General features: G+C 46.9%; 18 protein-coding genes. 7 read left to right on the forward strand and 11 right to left on the reverse strand.

Annotated elements, in window-relative coordinates:
- Positions 1-241: 241 nt before the first annotated feature.
- Entirely contained in the window at positions 242-1,816 is a 1,575-nt protein-coding gene (locus tag KD145_RS27925; protein ID WP_212003094.1) for a trypsin-like peptidase domain-containing protein, read from the reverse strand.
- 302 nt (positions 1,817-2,118) lie between these two features.
- Positions 2,119-3,117, reverse strand: coding sequence for an acyl-CoA reductase (locus tag KD145_RS27930; RefSeq protein WP_212003095.1), 999 nt, complete (start codon positions 3,115-3,117; stop codon positions 2,119-2,121).
- A 92-nt stretch (positions 3,118-3,209) separates the two neighbouring features.
- Here KD145_RS27930 and KD145_RS27935 point away from each other — a divergent pair, with 92 nt between their 5' ends.
- The 4 genes from KD145_RS27935 (at position 3,210) to KD145_RS27950 (ending at position 5,895) form a co-directional block, all read left to right on the forward strand.
- Positions 3,210-3,557, forward strand: coding sequence for a 4Fe-4S dicluster domain-containing protein (locus tag KD145_RS27935; protein ID WP_113614513.1), 348 nt, complete (start codon positions 3,210-3,212; stop codon positions 3,555-3,557).
- A 181-nt stretch (positions 3,558-3,738) separates the two neighbouring features.
- Positions 3,739-4,728: a D-alanine--D-alanine ligase gene (locus KD145_RS27940; RefSeq protein ID WP_212003096.1), complete on the forward strand. Its 990-nt coding sequence runs from the start codon at positions 3,739-3,741 to the stop codon at positions 4,726-4,728.
- A gap of 23 nt (positions 4,729-4,751) precedes the next feature.
- A complete protein-coding gene (locus tag KD145_RS27945; protein ID WP_212003097.1) occupies positions 4,752-5,564 on the forward strand; it encodes a PASTA domain-containing protein in 813 nt (270 codons plus the stop codon).
- Positions 5,565-5,598: 34 nt separating this feature from the next.
- Complete coding sequence (locus tag KD145_RS27950) at positions 5,599-5,895, forward strand: rhodanese-like domain-containing protein (protein WP_212003098.1); 297 nt, start codon at positions 5,599-5,601, stop codon at positions 5,893-5,895.
- 140 nt (positions 5,896-6,035) lie between these two features.
- On the opposite strand, the gene KD145_RS27955 is transcribed toward KD145_RS27950, so the two are convergent.
- Positions 6,036-7,133 carry a hypothetical protein gene (locus tag KD145_RS27955; protein ID WP_212003099.1) on the reverse strand — a complete coding sequence of 366 codons (1,098 nt, stop codon included), beginning with the start codon at positions 7,131-7,133 and terminating at the stop codon, positions 6,036-6,038.
- Between the two features lie 216 nt (positions 7,134-7,349).
- Between KD145_RS27955 and KD145_RS27960 the strand changes: the two genes are divergently transcribed.
- Positions 7,350-8,504, forward strand: coding sequence for a tail fiber protein (locus KD145_RS27960; protein ID WP_212003100.1), 1,155 nt, complete (start codon positions 7,350-7,352; stop codon positions 8,502-8,504).
- On the opposite strand, the gene KD145_RS27965 is transcribed toward KD145_RS27960, so the two are convergent.
- Genes KD145_RS27965 through KD145_RS27985 form a run of 5 tightly spaced genes read right to left on the reverse strand, consistent with a single transcriptional unit; the run spans position 8,505 to position 13,605 of the window.
- Positions 8,505-9,701 carry a hypothetical protein gene (locus KD145_RS27965; RefSeq protein WP_212003101.1) on the reverse strand — a complete coding sequence of 399 codons (1,197 nt, stop codon included), beginning with the start codon at positions 9,699-9,701 and terminating at the stop codon, positions 8,505-8,507. It lies immediately after the preceding gene.
- A gap of 18 nt (positions 9,702-9,719) precedes the next feature.
- On the reverse strand, positions 9,720-10,616 hold the full coding sequence (locus tag KD145_RS27970) for a type 1 glutamine amidotransferase (RefSeq protein ID WP_212003102.1): 897 nt from the start codon (positions 10,614-10,616) through the stop codon (positions 9,720-9,722).
- 44 nt (positions 10,617-10,660) lie between these two features.
- Positions 10,661-11,761 carry a carboxylate-amine ligase gene (locus tag KD145_RS27975; RefSeq protein ID WP_212003103.1) on the reverse strand — a complete coding sequence of 367 codons (1,101 nt, stop codon included), beginning with the start codon at positions 11,759-11,761 and terminating at the stop codon, positions 10,661-10,663.
- 48 nt (positions 11,762-11,809) lie between these two features.
- Positions 11,810-12,892, reverse strand: a complete 1,083-nt coding sequence (locus KD145_RS27980; RefSeq protein WP_249219595.1) for a RimK family alpha-L-glutamate ligase — start codon at positions 12,890-12,892, stop codon at positions 11,810-11,812.
- 5 nt (positions 12,893-12,897) lie between these two features.
- The gene (locus KD145_RS27985) at positions 12,898-13,605 is read right to left on the reverse strand and encodes an esterase family protein (RefSeq protein ID WP_212003104.1); all 708 of its coding nucleotides are present in this window, start codon (positions 13,603-13,605) and stop codon (positions 12,898-12,900) included.
- Positions 13,606-13,662: 57 nt separating this feature from the next.
- On the opposite strand from KD145_RS27985, the gene KD145_RS27990 reads away from it, so the two are divergent.
- Positions 13,663-14,430: an esterase family protein gene (locus tag KD145_RS27990; protein WP_212003105.1), complete on the forward strand. Its 768-nt coding sequence runs from the start codon at positions 13,663-13,665 to the stop codon at positions 14,428-14,430.
- On the opposite strand, the gene KD145_RS27995 is transcribed toward KD145_RS27990, so the two are convergent.
- The 3 genes from KD145_RS27995 to KD145_RS28005 form a co-directional block, all read right to left on the reverse strand.
- Positions 14,399-15,841, reverse strand: a complete 1,443-nt coding sequence (locus tag KD145_RS27995; RefSeq protein ID WP_212003106.1) for an OmpA family protein — start codon at positions 15,839-15,841, stop codon at positions 14,399-14,401. The two genes, KD145_RS27990 and KD145_RS27995, sit on opposite strands and share 32 nt — an antisense overlap.
- Before the next feature lie 130 nt (positions 15,842-15,971).
- Positions 15,972-17,315 (reverse strand): M12 family metallopeptidase, encoded by a 1,344-nt coding sequence (locus KD145_RS28000; protein WP_212003107.1) that lies wholly within the window; start codon positions 17,313-17,315, stop codon positions 15,972-15,974.
- Positions 17,316-17,530: 215 nt separating this feature from the next.
- On the reverse strand, positions 17,531-20,749 hold the full coding sequence (locus tag KD145_RS28005; RefSeq protein ID WP_212003108.1) for a carboxypeptidase regulatory-like domain-containing protein: 3,219 nt from the start codon (positions 20,747-20,749) through the stop codon (positions 17,531-17,533).
- A gap of 516 nt (positions 20,750-21,265) precedes the next feature.
- On the opposite strand from KD145_RS28005, the gene KD145_RS28010 reads away from it, so the two are divergent.
- On the forward strand, positions 21,266-22,474 hold the full coding sequence (locus tag KD145_RS28010; RefSeq protein WP_212003109.1) for a bifunctional 3,4-dihydroxy-2-butanone-4-phosphate synthase/GTP cyclohydrolase II: 1,209 nt from the start codon (positions 21,266-21,268) through the stop codon (positions 22,472-22,474).
- Positions 22,475-22,590: the final 116 nt, after the last annotated feature.

Consider the following 22,590-nt stretch of genomic DNA (forward strand, 5'->3'; position numbering starts at 1 on the left):
TATCCATATTTTAAGCCGGTGGCCATGCGCTTAACCGGCTTTTTTGTGCGTTCCCTGTCTGGATTACTATGTTCACGAAGTTGTGTAAAAGAACGTCATATACTTATCTTATTTTCATTATGGGTTTTCATAGATCTAGCTATTACTTGTTAGTTTGTCCAGACTTTACTTGTACATTAATGAAAAAGCCCCGCTTCGTATCAAGAAACGGGGCTTTTTTTTATTTTACAAATGTTTGTTATCAGAGATCTTCGGCTCCTTTACCACCAGTATTAATATTGTAGTAGTAGATATTACCGCCTCTTTGAGGGTAGAAACCTACCAACTGTATATTCTTTTCCTTTTCCAGAACGGCGCTCAGCGCATTCACGGAAGTAACCGGGGTATTGCCGGCTTTAAGGATCACGAAGCCGGGTACCATGCTGGTCTGTTTTTTCAGGATACCGGTATTGATATCATTTACTTTAATCCCGCCTTTTACGCCAATGCTGGCTGCTTCATCTTTGCTAAGATCAGACAGATCGGCGCCGAGTTTGTCCAGATTGGTAATTCTTACCACGTCTGTGGTGCCCTGAAGGTTTTTGAGCGTGATGTTGTTGGCCGTAAACTCCTTATCACCGCGCAGATAGGTGAGGCTGATTTTATCGCCTGGTTTGTAGCGGGCAACCTGTTCGCTCATCTGGGAAGAACCGTTGATGCCTACACCGTTGATTTTAGTAATCACATCGCCCTGGCGGAGGCCAGCTGAAGCTGCGGAGCTGTTGTCCATTACTTCGGTGATCTGTACGCCGTTCACGTCCCTTCTCACGCCGATTTCCCGTAGCTGGTCATCACTCATAGAAGCGATGGCGGAAGGGGAGGCATATTTGACGCCGAGGTAAGCCCTTTGCACACTACCATATTTCATGATATCGTTCACCACTTTTTTCACCAGGTTAACCGGGATAGCGTAGGAATAACCTGCGTAGGAACCGGTAGGGGAGGCGATGGCGGAGTTGATGCCGATCAGTTCACCCGCAGTATTTACCAGCGCACCACCACTGTTACCCTGGTTTACGGCAGCATCGGTTTGAATGAAAGATTCAATAGAGTTATTGATTCTGCCACCGCTTTTATTGATACCGATAGACCTGGATTTGGCACTTACGATACCGGCGGTAACGGTAGCATCGAGGTTAAGCGGGTATCCTACCGCCAGTACCCATTGACCGATTTCCACATTGTCGGAGTTGCCATACAGGAGATAGGGCATGTTCCGGCCGGGGATTTTGATAATGGCGAGGTCTGTGCTGGGGTCTGCACCAATCAGTTTAGCCTTGAAGGTTTTATTTTCATTGCTGAGGGAAACAGTGATCTCGTCGGCATCGGCGATCACGTGGTTGTTGGTAACGATATAACCATCATCAGAGATCAGTACACCGGAACCGGAAGCCATCTGGCCGGGAATGTAATAACGACGGCCACCTCCGCCTCCGTTAAATTCGTCGCCGAAGAAGTCGTCGCCGAAGAGGTCCTGCAGGATGCTGCGCTGACGCTGCAGTCCATTGGTAACCTGACGGGGATTGATCTTTGTTTTGATATGAACTACGCCAGGAACCGAAACCCTGGCTGAAGTAACAAAGTCGGACGGGGGAGCAGCGTTGTTTTTGGTTTCTGTGCCAGGCATGTACCTCGCGTAATTTACAGGGATGTCGTTGGAGCCGTTCTGAAAAATGCCCGGTTGCCTGCCTTCGAAGTATTTGCCATACACAAATATGGCTGCAGCGGCAGTTACAGCACTGATCAACACTGTCGTAACAATTTGCTTGAATTTCATATTATAGTGTGTTTAGCGTTGTGATACTATTTAAGTTTATATATAACGTAGAAAGTTAAGATCAATTTATGTGCCCCCGATACAAATTTAGTCGCGGCCGCAAATGAAACGCTACAGGTGGCATTTACTTTAACAGATTTTTATGCCATTCGTTAAATACGATTGAAAGTATGGCTGACAGGATAACACCGGGGCAGTGACAATATAACAAAAAGAGAGACAAAAAGTTAGGAAGTAGCTACGGTAAAGGGTAAAGGAAGGCAAAGTTTATCACGTTGCCTCCCTTTGAATTTTTTACGGGACTATAGTTCCAGGAGAAAAGCCAGCGTGTCCACACCGTCTGCATAGTCAGACAGGGAAGGTTGCTGGGCTTGCCCGAAGGGAGTAAACTGTTGTCCTACCAGGCATTGCAGATCCGGTTCGGTGGCCATGTCAGCCTTCAGCTGCTGTATATCCTTATAATATCCGTAGTGCAGGACACTGAGGGGGGAGAACAGGGAAGCTGCCTCATGGAGCAATATGCTGCCGTTGGTCAGATAATGGCTGCTGTTGAGCAGGAACAGGGCCAGGTTATAGTCGTAGTTGTTCTTGTATTTGTGATGATCGGCCAGGTAATCGTATTTGCGGAGGGCGTTGAGCAATGGCTCAAAATCATACGCTTCAGGCACCATTACTTTGGTTACGTTACGGCAGCCCAGACCAAAATACAGCATGATATCGTCTGCCAGGGCTTCCAGTTCGGCAGCGCTTTCCCGGCCGGTAAGGATAGCCGCGGAAGTGCGGTTATGCCGGATGATATGGGGGTATTTGGAGAAGTAGTAGTTGAAGTAACGGGCCGAATTGTTGCTGCCGGTGGCGATATAGGCGTCACAATTTTTCAGCATATCCATTATTTCGGTCTGCTGGGCCTGTTCAGGGTACCATTCTGCCATTTTTTCCAGGATATGGCGCATGAGCACCTCGTCTTTGGAAGATAATTTCATTTTTACGTGATGGCCGCTGACAAACCCGCAGAGCCAGTCGTGGAAGCCTACCAGGGGAATATTGCCAGCCACTACGATACCCACCTTTTGGGGCTCCCTTTCCAGGGCGGCGGCAGGGTATTGCCCAAGCCAGCGCTGCAGGGCTTCGGGATCCAGGTAGTATTGACAGATATTCCGGATGGATTGATTAATAAATGCAGGTGTAAACCAGCCATTGGCGAGATAAGCACGCTCCTTTACTGCTTCCAATTCCGGACTGTTGCCTGCCAGATACTGGCCCAGGCGTACCAACGCTGCTTCTTTTTCTGCTATATTCATGAAACTCTTATAAATATTTGACTTAATTAAACCGGGAAAATTTTATTTTTGTTGCACAAAATTAATGGCTTACTTCTAAAAAAGTTTACTCTATGGCAATTAAGATAACAGATGAATGTATAAATTGTGGCGCCTGCGAACCGGAATGTCCCAATAATGCAATCTATGAAGGCGGTGTGGAATGGGCACTTTCTGATGGTACCACAGTGAAAGGTACGTATACCCTGATGGACGGAAGCCAGATGGACGCTGACCAGCGGAATGCCCCGATCAGCGTGGACACATACTATATAGTACCGAATAAATGTACTGAATGCCAGGGTTTCCACGAAGAACCACAGTGTGCGGCTGTTTGCCCGGTTGACTGCTGCGTTCCTGACGAAATGTACCAGGAAACAGTAGATGAGCTGATGGCAAAAAAAGAAAAACTGCACCTCTAATATATACCTGGAAAATCATTAAAAGCCGTTCGGTAGCTTCCGGACGGCTTTTTTGTACCGGAGTCCCCTCCCATAAAGATCCCCCCGCCGGCCACCGGAAATTAATGAAATCGCCAACTGACCTGCTGTTGACAATTAACAAATAACATTTAACTTTACCCGCTTATTGTTAAAATATCTTATGAAGAAGAATATAGCTTTGGTTGCCGGTGGATATTCCGGAGAATATGTAATATCCGTACAGAGCGCTGTAACGATAGAAAAGAACCTGGACAGCAGCAAATATGCTGTGTATAAGATTATTGTTACCAAACAGGGATGGAGCTATACTGCCCCTGATGGTTCGGCTCATGAAATTGATAAAAATGACTTCTCCCTGAATATAGGGGGTAACAAGATAAAATTTGATGCCGTGTTTATCGGTATCCACGGTACACCCGGAGAAGACGGCCGTCTGCAGGGCTATTTCGAAATGCTGGACATCCCTTACACCAGCTGCGGTATGGTTACCTCGGCGCTGACCTTCAACAAAAGCTATTGCAATAAGGTGGTAGCGGCCCTGAATGTGGTAAATGTGGCCAAATCCGTACACGTGTTCCGCGACCAGCCTCACGATGTGAATACCATCCTGCAGCAACTGCGTTTGCCCGTTTTCGTTAAACCGGCAGAAGGTGGCAGCAGCATCGGTATGTCTAAAGTGAAAACGGCGGAAGAGCTGCCGGCAGCCATAGAAAAGGCCTTTAAGGAAGACAACCAGGTACTGATAGAAGAATTTATTAAGGGAAGGGAGCTGACCATAGGCCTGTACCGCGCCAACGGCACCCTTAATGTACTGCCTATCACAGAAGTGGTGAGCAGCAAGGAGTTCTTCGATTATGAAGCGAAATATACACCAGGAGTGTCCAACGAAATTACACCTGCTCCTGTGTCCGACGATATTACCAAACTGGTGCAGCAAACAGCGTCTTCCTTGTATGATGGGCTGAATTGCAAAGGCATCACCAGGATCGATTTTATTTATGAAGAAGCTACCGGAAAACTGTATTTCCTGGAAGTTAATACCATGCCCGGCCAGTCTGAAAACAGCCTTGTGCCGCAGCAAGTAAGGGCCGCCGGTAAAACCCTGCAGGAGTTTTACGGCGCTCTCTTAGAAGAATGCATGAAAAAGTAATTTTAACTAAATATTTTATTATCGTGTTTGACTTTATTACCAAGCGCTCCTTTGCATTTAACCTGTTGATAGTGATTGCCTTCTTTTTTGTGCTGGCGCTGTTGTTTTTTTCTATGCTGGGCATCATCACCAAACATGGGAAACATCTGACTGTACCTGACGTGCGGGGGAAAAATGTTAAAGAAGCAATTGCCATCCTGGAAAAGGAAGGATTTGAGGCAGATGTGAGAGATTCCATCTATATCGATAGTATCCCTCCGCTGTCTGTTTGGGTCCAGACTCCTGAAAAGGGCGCCGAGGTAAAAGTAGGCAGAACGATATACCTGACTGTCAACAAGGTAGTGGCCCCTATGGTGAAAATGCCTGATCTGGAAGGCCTCACTTTCCGCAGCGCGGAAATGATGCTTAAAAGCATGCGTCTCAACGTCGGCGATACCATCTACAAACCTGACTTTGCCACCAATACCGTGCTGCAGCAGCTGCTCAACGGTAAACGGATCAAACCCGGTACGCCTATCGCCGAAGGCAGCAATATCACGCTCATCATCAGCAGTGGCACCGGCAGCATCGAGAATCCTGTGCCTAACTTTGTAGGGCTTACCTTTGCAGAAGCAAAGGAAACACTGAGCGCCAGCAACCTCAGCACCGGGACTATCATCGTCGATCCCAACGTAACCGATACAGCCAATGCCTATATTATCAAGCAGGTACCTGCCCGCAAAAATGAAATAGGTGACTACAACATGGTGAGGGCCGGCGAAAGTGTGGACTTGTGGCTGTCTGCTACCAAACCCGTAAAGGACTCCTCCCAGGCACAACCCGTTGAACAACAGTAAAACAATATCTTTTAACCGACCATAATTTTATATCATGCAAAATATCACAAAGGAAGAACTGAAACAGCGGATAGATAACGGTGAGCACGTGAACATCCTGGACGTCCGTGAACCAAATGAACGTGCCGAGTTCAATATCGGTGGTTTCCATATTCCGCTGGGCCTCGTGCAGACTATGCAGATAGACGAAATTGAACACCTGAAAGACGAAGAAGTCGTTGTATACTGCCGCAGCGGCAACCGCAGCGGACAAGCCTGCATGCTGCTCGAAACCATGGGCTTTACCAACGTAAAGAACCTGGTTGGTGGTATGCTCGCCTGGAACCAATAATAACTGTGATGAATATGATAAATGCTGATGCTCCTGATCAGCGAAGATAAATGCGAAGATGGTAGTGAAATGTATTGATTTTCACTTTTATATCCGCTTATATCTCCGCTGATCAGGAGCATCAGCATTTATCACATGTATCACCGTTGTTGTGGTGCGGTTCTGAATTTTACCACCCTCCCCAGCAGGTCAAACCAGAAGGGAGCTCCCAGTGAGATGGCCAGTGAGGTGATAATCCATCCTGCCAGTACCATCCAGCCATTTTGCTGATAAGGATGTGTAAACCCGCAATGGATCTGTTTTTTACCCCCTGTACTATCAGTTACGCAGGAACGGCAGATACCCAGTATACTTTGAGCATCACCGGCGTCCTGGCGGAGGATGCCGTATATGCTGATCAGGGCCGTATCTTTAATAAGCATCTGGAAGGAGGTATCATGGCGGAAATAGGCACTGTCGCGGTGCATTACGTTTTTTCGCAGGAGCGTGTCCGTCATAGCGGCATAAGAAGGCTGCCGGCTGGTTACCAGCTGTACCATCTGTTCACGGGCGCTTTTATCTTTCATCAGGATGCGCGCAATCGCAATAGAGTCTACATTAAAGACTGCTGCAATGCCAAGCCCCAGTATCAGCAGCCATACCTGCGTTTGTCTGCGGTACCAGCCGCTGGCACGGGTCATGGTTTCATTGAACCAGGTTTCCATATTTTTACGGAATTGAGGCACATCCTGTTGGGCATCTTCAAACAGATTGCGTACATGGGCGAGGGTATCCGGCCCTAGTTGCAGGGTATTCTGAGCGAGACATTCGCTGATAGCCGCCTTTTCCGGTTGATTTTCAGTTGCCTGACCCCGCAGCAAATGGACCATCGTCTGTGAAAATATCTGCGGACTGATATAGGCAGGCCGCGCTGCTGCACTGTTTTCACCCAGGTATTTGATGGAAGGCGACTGATAAAACTTCTTCAGAAAGGGACTCTTGTGAAAAGGTGAAAAGAAGTATACCACACTCCATCCCATCTCATAAAACCAGTTAAAAAAGGTAAATCTCCCAAAAATCCCCAGCGCTCCGCTGTGGTCATTATCTTCCAGCAACCGGCGAAGCCCCTTGGTCAATATCCGCGCCCGTGCATTAAACAATCGGGCAATCATTTCCTGTACAATGGAGGCCAGCAAACTGTACAAAAGAAAAACAAAAATCAGGCCCAGCGCCACATCTATGGCAAGGTTACTAAACATAAGGATAGTTTGTTAGGTTGACATATTGTTATAAAAGTAAATATTTATTATAAAGATAGTACAGAGCAGCGCAGTGTATTTGTGTGATAAGTTTATCGCGAAATCAAACATTGATACCAGTCCGGTTATGGTTGTTTTTTATTCTATTTGCAGATGAAATGTGTAGCGTGTTAACCTGACAGCCTCCTATGTTGTAAAAAATAAACCTATACTCATATGAAAAATGTTCGATTGTTTGCCAGCTGTATTGTACTGTGCTGGTTTTTTTCGCTGAAATCGTATGCCCAGACAGAAGTGCCCTGGAAATTTCTGGGAGTAACACAGGAAATGAGTTCCCCGTATAATTTTTACTATTATAAAATTGCGGAAGTGAAAGGACTTAATGACCGGTATTCCTCCCTGATAGAAGTTTCTGTTCAGGGCGATCCAAATTATTTTGAAATACCGGGGACCTTTCTGATACGAATTGAGAAATGGGATAATTCACCCAATAGGTTTGATGGAGCGGAAATACGCTGTACATCAGGGAGTCCTGCAGCGGCGACTTTTTATGTATTCAATAATGCGCTGTGGTTTAAATCCAATTACAAATGGGGAGGTATCTATTATAAAGCCGTTCATTTTGGAAATGATCCTTTGCCAGGAGGCACTTTCGGACAGACTACTGCGGAACCGGCAGGAGCATTGACGACCACCAGTAATTTTGGTTTAAAATGTGATTTTGATAACAACCGTTTTTTTAAGTTGCCCTTTACAGACGTTACAGGCAACACTTTTAACAGTGAAGGCCTTGTATTGGGTGCACCTGTAAAACAGGGAATGGTGGCTATCAATGCAACAAATAAGCCGGGGAACGATTTTGTGTATATCACCAAGGATGTTACCTCTGCCAACACGGATTTTTATTCCAATTATAAAGGGCTAACAGATATACAAAATGGCGTATTTGCTTATGGCGTGCGCCCCACAACAAAATCCTGGGATCTCTTTGAAAAAGGATATAATGCAGATTGGACCAATCTGTTCCATGTCAATGCCGATGGTAATATCGGTATTGGTACTATCAACCCGCAAAGCAAACTGGCGGTGAAAGGCACAATCCAGGCAACCAAAGTAAGGGTTACTACTGCCGCAGATGCCTGGCCTGACTACGTTTTTAGCAAAAATTATGTATTGCCTTCCTTGCAGGAAGTAGAAAATTATATCAGTGAGCATCAGCATCTACCTGGAATGCCTTCCGCTGCAGAAGTGGCTCAAAATGGCCATGATCTGGGAGAAGTCAACCAGAAACTATTGCAAAAAGTGGAAGAGCTGACCCTCTACATTATCGATCTTCAGAAGCGGATGCAGCAACTGGAGCAGAAAAAATAATTATGCAAACTCAAAAAAGCAGCAGCTGCCGCCTACCCAGGTGTCGGTGCTGTTGAAGCCCACTCCGATCATCTTTCCCTTGCTGATCCTGGACAGATTATGTACCAGGATGGGCCGGGGAGAGCTGTCGGGCCATATATACATCATTCTGATCTCACAGATGGCAGGCCCGGTGGGTGTTTCGATGACCGGGGCGTATTTCACCTTGCGTTGCAGTATCCAGTTCTCCGGGTCTTTGATATTGTCAATATCAGTGGGAGTGACATCTATCAGCACACCCTGGCCGGCAAAGGAGAAAAGGGGTTTCAGTACATAGTTTTCGAGATCGGCAGGGATCACCGGCAGCTCATGCAGGAACCAGCTCTTAGGCACAAATTCGCTGTGAATAAAAGGCATGGTGTATTTGCTGATCCGGTAAAACCAGTTGGGATGTGTGATCCATTCTACATCCAGGTCCTGGAACAGGTTGACATGTGTGCCCAGCTCAGCAGACTGTTTTTGCAGATCATCAAAGATGATGCGGTTGTAGATACGCTGCACAGGCGTTTTGACGCCATCACGCAGATAAAACAGTTTTTTGCCTTCCTGGATAAGTTGCGTAAGGCATACAGTGCGGATGCCGATATATTTTTCTGTACTGTAAAAGTCGATACGTGTTTTCTGTTCTTCCGGTTTTACTTCCAGCAGGATCACTTCTTCCGGCGGCAGATCGCCAACGATCATCTGCCGGAGCAGTTGATAGTAGGTTGTTTCATCGATACCGTTAAAAAAATTGCTCAGCTGTCCGGGAATATCGAAGTGGTTTTTATATTGCCGGGCCATCACGTCCTGAAAGGCGTACATGGTAGGAAATCCCTGTAATTCTATCAGTTTGGGAGCAAGGTCGCCGCCTTCTTCGCGGGTAACGGCGAAGTCGATAACAATAAAGTGCGGATGTTCGTTTTCATGCGGCACTTTCAGATCGGAAGGTATGGCATCCTGGGTGACAGACTTGAAGTCGGGCCGCAATATCACGTTGATGATCTCTTCACAAGCCTGTATCAGTTTGGTGGTCAGGACGGCGGGCACAAATACCGGTGTTTCGGCCACACGGAAATCGGGTGCGATGCCTGCATCCCGGGCCATGCCTTCCAGGAAAGCCTGGTAACGGGCGTCGGTAAATTGTTGATTATAAGCCTTTCTGACTTCGGGTATCATGATGATGTAATAAACGGATTAGAAAAAGGTGTTTTCGTCGTCGTTGTGAGCGGGCACCTGCTCCAGGTGCTCGATAGCGGCCAGTCTGTCTGACAGCTCGCCATAAACGGCATAGTCGAGAAATGCAGTAATCAGGCGGTCATGGGTGAGCATGATCTTGTCCGGATCGGTGAGTTGTTCCAGCATGCTGTTGTATTTTTCCATGCCGTGATTGTCTACCACCTGTTTTTTCTTTTCTTCCTGAAGAAGATACATATGCATTCCATCTGCATCGGCTTCGGGATGGAACTGGGTGCCGATAAAATGATCATTGAAGCGGATGGCCATGGTAGCGCGTTCCAGCGGTACGTGGGGCCTTTCTTTTTCAATTGCCAGCACCTGACCACCCATAGCGGCGAGGTTTTGATGGTTCAGCTCTATCACCTGCCAGTTACGGCTGTCTACGATATAAAAGGGATCGGGGAGGGCGCTGAAAACTTTTTCGCGGAGGCCGGCATTGGTTTTATGTACCGGAAAAACCCCGAAGGCAGGGGATTTGCGCTTACAGACGTTACCGATCCTGTAATAACGGCACATGATCTGGTAGGAATGGCAGATAAAAAAGGCGGGCTTTTTCTGTTCTGCGGTACGGTTCCATGTAAGCAATGCTTCTATAAGGGAGAAATATTTTTGTTCCCAGGCGCTGCCTTCGCTGTCTACCGGGCTGCCAGGGCCGCCGGTAGAGATGTAGATATCGTAGGAGGTATCTGGTACCTGCTGCTGCAGTCTTACTTCAAACTCATCAAATTGCAGGTCCAGTGCATGCATAGCTGCATATTGCACCAGTATTTCCCGGATACAGCGCATGCCTTCGTTGGGCACACCTTCATACATATCCAGGACAGCTACTTTCCACTTGTTTTTGATTGGATGCATACTGCAAAATTACGAATTACGGCCGGGTAATCCGTCATTCCGGCTCAGAAGTTCTTCAGAAACTGGCCATGTATGTAGTCTGTAACGGCCACCAGGTCGTTGGTTTCCTCAAATATTTTCAGCTGTCTGTCGGCGCCGGTACCGTTTGCGAGGATGCGGGCAGTGGCATTGATGACGTCACGGCTACCAAGGTCATCGACTACGTCGTCAATAAAATCGAGCAATTCGTATATGAGTGACCGTGTGTTGACTTCCATTTCCTTTCCAAAGTCGATCAGGTTACCATCAATACCATAGCGGGATGCCCGCCATTTGTTTTCATTGATGAGCGCGCGGTTGTAGAGAATGAAATTCAGGTTCTGCATACGCAGCTTGTAGATCTTGGCACATACCGCCTGAAACAGTCCTGCCAGCGTGATGGTATCATCTACCGTCATCGGCACATCGCAGATGCGGAACTCCACGGTATTGAAGAACGGATGCACACGCAGATCCCACCATACTTTTTTGGCGTTGTCGATGCAATTGGTTTTTACCAGCAGCTTGATATAGTTGTCATATTCTTCTATGCTGCTGAAATAATCGGGGATGCCGGTACGGGGGAATTTATCGAAAACCTTGGTACGAAAGGATTTGAAGCCGGTATTACGGCCTTCCCAGAAAGGGGAGTTGGTACTCAGTGCAAAAATATGCGGCAGAAAATAACGAACGGAATTGGCGATATGTATTGCCATCTCCCGGTTCTCCATGCCTACATGCACATGCATTCCAAAGATCAGGTTGGACCGGGCTGCATCCTGCATTTCATTGACGATCTCAAAATAACGGGGATGGTCGGTGATCAGCTGTTTTTCCCATTTGCTGAAGGGATGGGTGCCAGAGGCACCTATGCTGAAGCCCAGGTCGCCGGCTATCTGGGTGATGGTGCGGCGTAACAGGGCCACATCTTCCCGCGCTTCCTGTACATTGGCACATATCTGTGTGCCCACTTCTACTACGGCCTGGTGAAACTCTGCTTTTACCTGGTCCCGTATTACCTTATGGGCCTGTTCCACAATTTTTTGCTCATGGGACCGGAGTTCCCGGGTACTAGGGTCCATCACCATATATTCTTCTTCTATACCCAGCGTAAAGGCCCTGAACATGATTAAAATTTTTCCCGAAATTACGAATTACACATTATGAAAAAAGTGTCATTTATTTTTCTTTTGATTTGATTTTTTTGAAGCGACACTTTTCCCGTTTATCTTTTTGCCAGCGGATTTTTCTTTCTCCGATGATGATTTCCTGGGAGCACCGGTGACTTTTTTTGTGGCTGTTGGCGCTGCAGCAGGCTTTTTCGGGGTACGGTGCCGGATGAACTGTCCCCAGGTAAGGTTGTCTTTCCCTGGTTTCTGAGCCATCGCCCGCTCAATGGCATAACGGGCGCTGGTTTCCACCACCCATTCAAAATGTTCTGCTCCGATGGAGTGTATGTCTGCATCAGGAGCGGGATTACAAAAGTCAATGGCGTAAGGCACTTCACCCCGCACTGCTATCTCTACAGTATTGAAGTCGTAGCCCAGATGCTGATTGAGTGCCAGCACCTGTTGGGTGATCTGTTCCATCAGTGCTGTGCTGCCTTTGAAGTCAGACAGGTAACGCTGATGCGGCTCGTTTTTTGGATTGTAAGGCATGATACGTACGTCTTTACCGCCGATGCAGTAGCAACGGTAGTATTGACTGTAATCAATTTCTTCCTGCAGCATCATGACCAGCTGGCCTGTTTCACTGTGTTTGCGGAAAAAATCGTCCTTGTCTTCCACCTGATACACATGTTTCCATCCGCCGCCATCATAGGGTTTCATGTATGCAGGGAAACCTATATAATTGAAGATGGTATTCCAGTCGAATGGATAGATGAGGTTGCGGAAAGACTTATCGGTAGTATTGTCCGGCAGAGAATAGGACGGCAGTAAAACGGTGCGGGGCACGTTGACGCCTATTTTCTCAGCCAGGGCATTGTTAAAGAATTTATCGTCGGCACTCCACCAGAATGGGTTGTTGATAACGGCGCAACCGGCAGTGGCGGCATTTTTCAGGAAGGCACGGTAAAAAGGAACGTCCTGGGAGATCCTGTCTACAATAACGGCATAACCACTATCGGCACCCTGTAATACTTTATCGATGGTCACAAACTCAGCAAAGATACCGGGAGGGTTGATCTGGTTTATTCTGTCTGCCAGTGCCTGTGGGAACGTGTTTTCCTGTCCGAATAAAATGCCAATTTTTTTCATGTCGCTTACTTGATGAGTGATAGATAGTGCGGCAGCATTTCCCGCCATACGGGCCAGTCATGCAGGGCGTGGGGCCTGATGTCCAGCCAGTGGGTGATGTTTTTGGCGGCTAGTATCCGGGAGAAATGTTCGTTGTGCGGGCGGGTGACATCTGTTTCGGCGGTGCCCAGTACGATGCCCATGCGCCACAGGTCTGCGTCCTGGTTGTCGGGCATAAAGTCGGCCGGGTTGTTGAAATATACCTGGTCGTCGTAATAGCCGTCCATACGGGGTTTGATATCGAAGATACCACTGAGACTGAAGAGGTATGATACGCTGGCGGGGTGCCGGAAGGCGAAGTTGGCGGCATGGTACCCACCAAAACTGCAGCCGGCAGCCACAATGCGCTGTTTGCCTGTTTCCGCTTCCATACGGGGCAGTATTTCCTCCATCAGCAGTTTATCATAACAGGTATGATTATACGCACGATAGGTGGGGGGAATGTTTTTATTGTACCAGCTGCTGGCATCGATACTGTCGGGGCAGTATACCTTTACCCGGCCTTCATCGATAAACCAGCGGATAGCGTCAATCAGGCCACGGTCCTTGCTTTCATAGTAGCGGCCCATGGAAGTAGGGAAGAGTAGTAACGGATATCCGCTGTCACCGAATACCAGCATCTCAAATTCCTTTCCCAGGTTGGGAGAATGCCATTTATAGTAGTTTTCTGTCACGGGAAAGTGTTTAGTTAAATTTAAAGAAGATTATTGGTTTATTGGTAAATTGTTGAAATGCAAATCGATCATCTGACGGTCCATGCGACTGCCTTACAGCGGGAAATATTGCTGGATGTGTATTACAAGGGACCATCCCCTCGTGTATTATTGCTGATGAATGACGGACAGGACCTGACTACCTGGCCGGCTGTTTTCCCGGAAGGCCTTTGTGCAGTGGGCATACACGCCGGCCCGATGCGGCGGCAGGAGTATGGAGTGGCTGGTATCCCGGATTACCAGGGGCTTGGTGGTATGGCGGCGGCCTATAGTGATTTTGTGGTGGAAGAACTGTTACCTTTCCTGCAAGAGCAGTATCCCGGGCTGTCGGAGGCCAGGCGGGCATTTGCCGGTTTTTCACTCGGAGGATTGTCGGCACTGGATATCGTATGGCAGCACCCGCAACTATTTTCGATGGCAGGCGTATTTTCCGGCGCACTCTGGTGGCGCGACAGGCCTTTGGGGGAGGATTACAGCGACGAGCATGACCGTATTATGCACCGCCGTATCCGGGAAAGTAACTACCGCCCTGGACTGCAATTCTTTTTTGAATGCGGCACCAGCGACGAAACCGCCGACCGAAACCACAATGGTATCATCGATAGCATCGACGATACCCGCGACCTGATACTGGAGTTGATGAAGAAAGGATACAAAGTACCGGAAGATATCCATTACCTGGAGATCCCGGGTGGGCGGCATGATATGGCCACCTGGCAGATGGCCCTGGATATTTTTCTGCGCCTGCCCTTTTTTACCGCTTCCGTTCAGGTGGATAAAAGATAACGATTTCCACCCTTCTGTTTTTTCTTCTCCCTTCTGCATACACATTATCAGACACCGGCATAGACTCGCCCATGCCAATGATCTGTGTAATATGTGCCCCCGGTTTCCTGGAGCGGATATAATCAGCCACGGTAGTAGCCCTGCGTAAAGACAGCTCCTGGTTGTATTCACTGGTGCCGGCATCATCGGTATGGCCGGTAACGGTGATGGTTACACTGTCTCCGGAGGGTATCCGGTTGACGAGGCTGTCCAGCGAAACATGCTGCCGGATATTGAGCTCACTGCTGTTGAAGCGGAAAAGCAGGTCGGGGATGAGCAGGGTGTCTGTTCGTATAACCGGCGGGGTTATTTCGGGTGCCGGCTGGCAGCTCACCATCATCACCAGTTCTGCGCTATCCCCGTCAGGGGAGTATCCATCCTTCCCGGTAATGATAAAATCATCAAAACTAAATCCTTCATTATATACAAAATATTTGGCCACCTCATTGGCTCTGTCGGTGGCGATGATTTCGTTATACTTTTTATTGGAAGAGAGATGGGCGTAGCCGGTCAGGAAAATTTTGTTGTGTACCTCGTCGCGGTCTACTTTCATAGTCTTGCGCAACTGGTCCTGGTAAGTGGAATTGATGTTCCGGGTCCGGGGAATAAAGAAGTCGTTTTTAAGCAGGAGCGTATCGCACCGGCCACTACGCTGGAAAACGGCCTGTGGTGGCAGGAAGTGCAGGATATCTCCGGGAACAGCATCAACATAAACAGAATGTCTTTTGTGAAAAGCATACAATGCTTTTCTGACAGTGTCTGCATCTGCACACATTTTCCCGTCCAGTGGCGTGATGGTGATACTGTCCAGATAAAGGTAATGTTCATCTTTTATGGGAGGAGAATGTTTGTTAAAGTTGCCGATGATGATACAGCTGGCGTCTTTGCCGGCGGTGAAGGTTTTTTCCAGGATGGTCCAGTTTTCACGGGCTCCAGCTACATCTGCCTGCCTCAGTTGCAGATCCGGCGGGATATCCAGGCAATTAGTGGAATTACGGTAGATGAGCGCGGTATCAAAACGTATATCCGTGAACGGGGGCTGGTCTTTATTGCTCATGGTAAAAAGCCGGATCTTATAGGAAGCTCCTTTTTTCAGCGGGCAGAGCAACTGTGTCTGGCAATAGGTGCGTAAGGCTGGATTGATGCGGCTTTGCATGGTGAGCATGATAAAACGCTGCCGGTTTTCATCTTTGTAAATCAGCTTGCTGATATGGGGAGCTACGGCCTGCCAGGCACTGGGAGAACAGGGAGCCTGATATTCCGTACAGATGTTTACATCCTGAAAACCGGGATTGGGAACGATGTTTTGTGCAGTAACACTGGCTGTGAGCAACAGCAGCAGGAGTAGGTGGATATAGGAAACAGGGCGCAAAGGTGACAGTTTCGCTATAAACGGGCAGGGGGAGGGGTTTATTGTAAAAGAAGCATGCTGACACTATATGATCAGCATGCTCAATAGTAGGCAAGCAGACCTATCAGTCCGCTTCATACAAAAAGTTTTATCAAGGTTGTTCAAAGTTGGGCAGGGCGGTATATCCAACACCGGGAATCAGACGCAGTGTCATACTTGAAATGTCAGAACCTCCATCAGCGTTAGGAATAGAGCGTTCTACCTCGAACTTACCAAGATAAACTGATGTGCTGTTAGGATTGACATTCGTCCATATGTAATAATTCGGATTATCGCTATAAACAGGGTTAGTGTAAAAAGGAATTGCTGCGTGAGGAATAACAGGTGTGGTGCAACCTGCGTCACTATAAAATGCCAATGTGATTTCGACAGTTGTTGTGTAGTTGTTCCATGAACCCCATTCAATTGTTCCTCTGTTTTTAAGCTCCAGTCTGGCGTAAACAGGGGCGGGGTTGTACATGAAATTGTATGTTTCTATATCTCCCTGAGATAACTCGGTATTACGTGGTATTACTGAACCATCCTTTTTGGTAATGGTTGGTAACAGTGGGAATGCTTGTCTGGTAAAATGCCAGGAGCTATATAACATCACAGATAGATAATCAAGTGCTCCTATTTTGAAGCCCCATCCATTGTCTGTTTCATTATATGTCAGGAACTGATAGTAAACGCTGGTATCGGGAATCATATTTTCCTTGTGAATAGTCACATATTGATCACGGTCGGGACGGGATTGTTCATGATAAAATCCGATAGCATGTCCGATTTCATGGACTGCGTTGGTTTGGTCGCAACCTGGTGCTATATTGATAATCTGTTTGCCTCCGATTCTTCCCAGGCTAGAGCTGCAGTTGCCATATATATTGGTGAATTCTACAAAATCGTTTTGAGTAGTCCTTGGAACGAATTTGAGATTAGTCCTTGTTTCCCACTCTGCTATTGCAGATGTTATCACACTCTGGTTGGGGAGAGAAGGATCGATAATATAATAAACAGTTTTGTTGGGCCATATTCTACTAGTAATGGAGGTACCAGTACGGAGGGTATTGATCTTTTCTCCTTTGGAGGCTTGTGATGCCGGAATTCGGATAATCCCATTTTTATCGGCTGTGGCCTGCCATTTTTCGATAGGTTGAGTTGGTGATTCAATCCTTTGTTTTAATTCATTTACCTGTTCTTCATTCAGGATGATGTCGCCATCCATGATATAGAGGTCCTTTTTTTTGACTATGGTGTAGTGCCTGCCGGTTTCTTTATTTCTGAATGTAATCAGTTCTCCGGGAATGTTGGGATAGATTTCATTGCTTTCACATTGACATTTGGTGGAAGTGACATTCGTCACTTGCTCTTTTTTGGTACAAGCTGAAAGCAGGATTACGGTTGCCATTATGAACTGCAGTTTATACCTGCGCAGCTGATAATACATTGATTTCATAGATTATGTATGTTTGGTTAAGGAAACAAAAAGAATGGGGCTATAGGTTTTATGCTACAATAATTTCGGATTAACTTAATGAGGTTTTCAAGCTTTCTAAAGATACTACTAATAGCTGAATATTCAATTTTTTTAACGTTAACGGCTAAACTATTTATAACACAAAAGGCTGTCTCAGGAGACAGCCTTTTGTGTTATAAAATGAATTTGTTGACTTATTTGAAGGTATATCTGATACCAACCTGGCTCTGCCAGCGGGCAGTTTGTAAACCGATGTCGTCGATTTGAGCAACGGTTTTGTTTTTAGTAGCAGGACCAGTATAGTTGAATTTAGGTGTAGTACCATTAGCTTCGAAACCAACTAAGTCGATCAGACCGTAGTTGTTGTAGCTCATACCAGTACGGGCGGTATAGAGTCTACCCCAGTCTTTATTGATCAGGTTACCCAGGTTGAAGATGTCGAAGGTCAGCTGCAGGGTATGTCTTACACCATTTTTTTGTTTGATGTAGAAATCCTGTGCCAGGTGCAGGTCGAAGATGTTGGAGAATGGAGCTCTTACGCCGTTTCTTTCAACATATTGTCCTCTGCGGGAAGACAGGTATTTATCGTTTTCAATGAAGCTGTTCAATCTGTTCCACTGGTCAGCAGCAGAAACGACGTTTCCTTTGTTATCAGTGTAAGATACCAGGTTGATTTCGCTGGCGTCTTTCGGAACGTACATGATACTCAGACCACCATCACCAGAACTGGGCAGGTCTTTGTTAATGTTGAGGTTATTGGCGTTATCCCTGTAACCATAAGAGAAGCGGTCACCGTTCTGGCCGGTGTAGAACAGGCTAACGGTAGTTGCCATAAAGCCGGCATATTCTTTCTTATAGGAAACAGAAGCAACGATTCTGGAACCGGCGTCATAGATAGAATATCCCATGTCGAGGTCATTTTTACCTCTTACGTTAGGCATACGCCATTGGGAAGAGTTCTGGGAAGACTGACCGTCGTTCAGGCCTTTTGCACGGCTAAAGGTGTAGGCTACGCTGGTGCTCAGACCGTTACGGAATGCTTTCTGTAACTGAGCGGTAAAGTTGTAAGTATAGCCTTTGTTGGTATTTTCAGCATAGTATACGTTAGGATACAGGCCGAGGGTATCAGCACCAAGTTTCCTATAGATTGGGCGGTTATCAGCACCGGCACCGGTGATGGTCTGATTACCGTTTTTAACGTAAGCCAGGTTGTAGTAGTTAACGTTGTTGAGGGTTTTGGTGAAGATACCTTCCAGTGTACCCACCATGCCCCAAGGCAGTTTTCTGTCAACGGCGAGGCTGGTTCTGAATACTTGCGGGAATTTGAAGTTTTTAGCAAACAGGTCGATCTGGCCGGAAGGAATAGCAGTAATAGATGGCTGTTGGTTGTATTCCGGGATAAATTTGATCGGCTGGTTGGTTGCAGATGCTGGTTTGGTAGGGTCGTATTTTACGTCCATTTCACCCAGTGTTACACCATTGTTGTTGTAGATACCACCTACCCAAACGAATGGAATGCGGCTGGTGAAGATACCGGCACCGCCACGGATCTGGGTTCTCTGGTCACCGGTAACATCCCAGTTAAAGGCGATACGGGGAGAGAGCAGGATTCTGCTATCTGGTTTTACACCGGTTTTAGCACCGTGGAGGTCCCATCCAGCAGCTTCCAGTTTAGGCAGAACGTTCTCATTGAAACCGGCATTTTCACGTGGTTTGTCCAGGAAAATCGGTAAGTCAGCACGCAGACCATAAGACAGTTTGAAGTTGTCGCTGATCTGATAGTCATCCTGTACGTATAAGCCGAGCTGCATAGCTTTTAATTTAGCGGCAGCTTTGGTATCGTCGCCGATGCCATTGTCAACAGCAGAGAAAGTACGCTGGAAACGGATAGGAGACTGATCAGTCAGAAAGTCATTCAGGTTGGCGTAAGTATAGGCGCCGTAGTTGTTCCTGATAAATACGTTGTTCAGGTTGTAATATTCGTTGTTGGTACCGATAGTAATGGTGTGTTTACCTTTATACAGTTCGAAGTTATCTGTCAGGGTAATAACGTCCTGTTGCAGGAGGTTAGCGGCGGAGAATGCTTCAGAGCCAAAACCGATCGCTTCCTTGTTGATGAAAACGTTCGGGAATGGGTTACCCATTACACTACGGTCGTCGCGTACCAGGTTCACACCAACGAGGAGAGAGTTGGATGCCTTGTTACCGAAGAGGCTTTTGAGCTCAGCAGTAGTTGCGTTGGTAGTAGAAGGGAAGTACACACCTCTGTTAGCGAAGAAAATATTACGCTGGTTTGATACCGCAGGGCTGGTACTTACACCTTTTGAATACTGGTGGCGGATAGTGAATTTATGAACATTGTTGATGTTCCAATCTAAACGAACGAAGAGCTTGGTACCATCCAGTTTGCGAATGTTGCTTTCGTAACCACCGGGATCGTAACCCATTTTCGTCAGTTTGGCGTTGAGCAGATCCAGCTGATCACGGCCGGCTGCGTTCGCTTTCATGTTGGCAGCGTAAGCGTCGTAGCCAAAGTTCTGTGGAGTTTCGTCATTCTGGAATTCAGCGTTAACGAAGTAGAACAGTTTGTTTTTGATGATTGGACCACCAATACGCAGACCATAAGTCTGAGAGGTGAAGTCCGGCAGTTTCGGACGGTCAGCAGTCGGATCGTTGGTAGGTCTTTTACCAGCGAGGTCCTGATTGCGGAAGAAGTAGTAGGCAGATCCTTCTACGCTGTTGGTACCACTACGGGTAACCGCGTTAATAGAACCACCTGCAAAACCTCCTTGCTTAACATCAAAAGGAGAAACGTTGATATTGATTTGATCAATGATATCCACACTGAAAGGAGAGATACCAATCTGACCACCGTTTGCGCCGTTATCAGAAAGACCAAATACATCGTTCTGTACAGCACCGTCTACGAAGATAGCATTGTAACGGCTGTTGGTACCAGCGATGGAGATACCATTGTTACCATTACCATCTTTCGTCAGTCTGGCCTGAGGGGTCAGCCTGGCAAAGTCTGTATAGTTACGGCCTACAGTAGGCAGGGCTTCAATCTGGGACCGGCTGATTACAGTTTGTGCGCCTTTACGGTTTGGATCAAAAGCATTATTGCGCTGGGCCACTACTTCCACTTGTTTGATTTCTCTGCTTTTGTCTGCCAGTTTAGCGTTTAACTTGAATGTCTGGCCCAGGGCGAGCATGAGGTTGTCCTGGGAAAACTCCGTAAAACCAATGAAGGTAACAGTCACTTTGTAGGGGCCTCCTACGTTCATGTTTGGCAAACGGTAAAAACCTTCCGCATCAGTAGTTGTACCGTATTTGGTACCTGAAGGAAGGTGAATTGCAACTACCGTTGCACCGGGCAAACCAACATTGTCTGTACCGGTTACCTTTCCGTTCATACCTGAAGTCGTAACCTGTGCATAGGTCAAGATCGTTGTGAGTAATAAGAATAAGGTAAAAAGTAATTTTCTAAATCCCATGATTAGAGAAGTTTGTTTCATGGCGCAAAGGTGCCAAAAAACTTTGGTTAAATTTTAACGCCATATTAACAATCGAATTAACAAATTGTTAAGAGTAAAGGATCTATAAACCTTGATAATTTTTTTAGAAATCTTATCAGACAAACCTCTGGTTGAGGTGTGTTTATTCAAGAAAAGGAGGAAAAATTATTAATCTTCAAATGGGGGATAATGCTAATGCATAACAGTGTGACTAGTTCAGACCTAAACTTTATGAAAGCCTGATTGTTACAAAGCTAAGTTATTGGCATATTTTTTTATTTGTTAAAATCTAACTGCATAATAATCAAACCTCCAGTTTATTGTCTGTATTTAGCCCAAAATACTTCCTTCTTCATTTACCGTGTATAAGTCGTAACTTTGCGCAATTCAACATTTGACCCGGAGGGATAATATATGTTAGATAAAATAGAAGCAGCAATAGAAGATATAAAAAACGGCAAACTGGTAATCGTAGTAGATGATGAAGACCGCGAAAATGAAGGCGACTTTATTACAGCAGCCCGCAACGTTACGCCGGAGATCATCAACTTTATGAGCACACACGGCCGTGGCCTTATATGTGCACCCCTTGCTGAAGAACGCTGTGAAGAGCTGGGCCTGGAACTGATGGTCCGTGATAATACCGCTCTTCACCAAACACCTTTCACCGTATCGGTAGACCTGCTCGGTCATGGCTGCACCACCGGTATCTCCGCCCACGACAGGGCCAAAACGGTACAGGCACTCATCGACCCGAACACCAAGTCGGAAGAACTGGGCAAACCCGGACATATCTTTCCGCTGAAAGCTAAAACCGGCGGCGTATTACGCCGTGCAGGCCATACAGAAGCCACTATCGACCTGGCCCGCCTCGCAGGCTTCGAACCAGCCGGCGTACTGGTGGAAATCATGAACGAAGACGGCTCCATGGCCCGCCTGCCCCAGCTGCGGGAAATTGCCAATAAATTCGACCTGAAACTTATATCCATACAGGACCTCATCGCCTACCTCCTCAGCACCGAAACACTCATCGAAGAAGGAGTAAGAGTTCAAATGCCTACCAAATACGGCAACTTCGAACTCATCGCCTTCAAACAGGTGAACTCCGGCGAAATCCATATGGCGCTCAAAAAAGGAGAATGGACCAAAGATGAACCCGTACTGGTACGTGTTCACTCCTCCTGCGTGACTGGCGACATCCTGCACTCCCTGCGCTGCGATTGTGGAGAACAACTGCACGCTGCCATGCAGATGGTAGAGAAAGAAGGAAAAGGCCTCATTCTTTATATGAACCAGGAAGGCCGTGGTATCGGTCTCATGAACAAACTGAAAGCCTATAAACTTCAGGAAGAAGGCCTCGATACCGTTGAAGCCAACATCGAACTCGGCTTTAAAATGGATGAACGTGATTACGGCGTAGGTGCACAAATCCTTCGTCATCTTAATATCACCCAACTTCGTCTCATCACCAACAACCCGCGTAAAAGAGCCGGCCTCAGCGGCTATGGCCTCGAAGTAGTGGAAAATGTGCCCATCGAAATACACCCGAACCCGCACAACGAAAACTACCTGCGCACCAAAAGAGACAAACTGGGGCACGAAATCCTTAGAACCCAGGACTAAAGTCCTGGGCTATTTTTGTTGCATTGGCTGCATTGGCCTTGGGAAACATTAGCCCTGGACTATAAATGTTTTAGCTGTATTGATTGCATTGCAGTTGAAAATAATGCTGCTAAAGG

This window comes from Chitinophaga sp. HK235 (assembly GCF_018255755.1).
In the GTDB taxonomy this organism is placed as follows: Bacteria; Bacteroidota; Bacteroidia; order Chitinophagales; family Chitinophagaceae; genus Chitinophaga.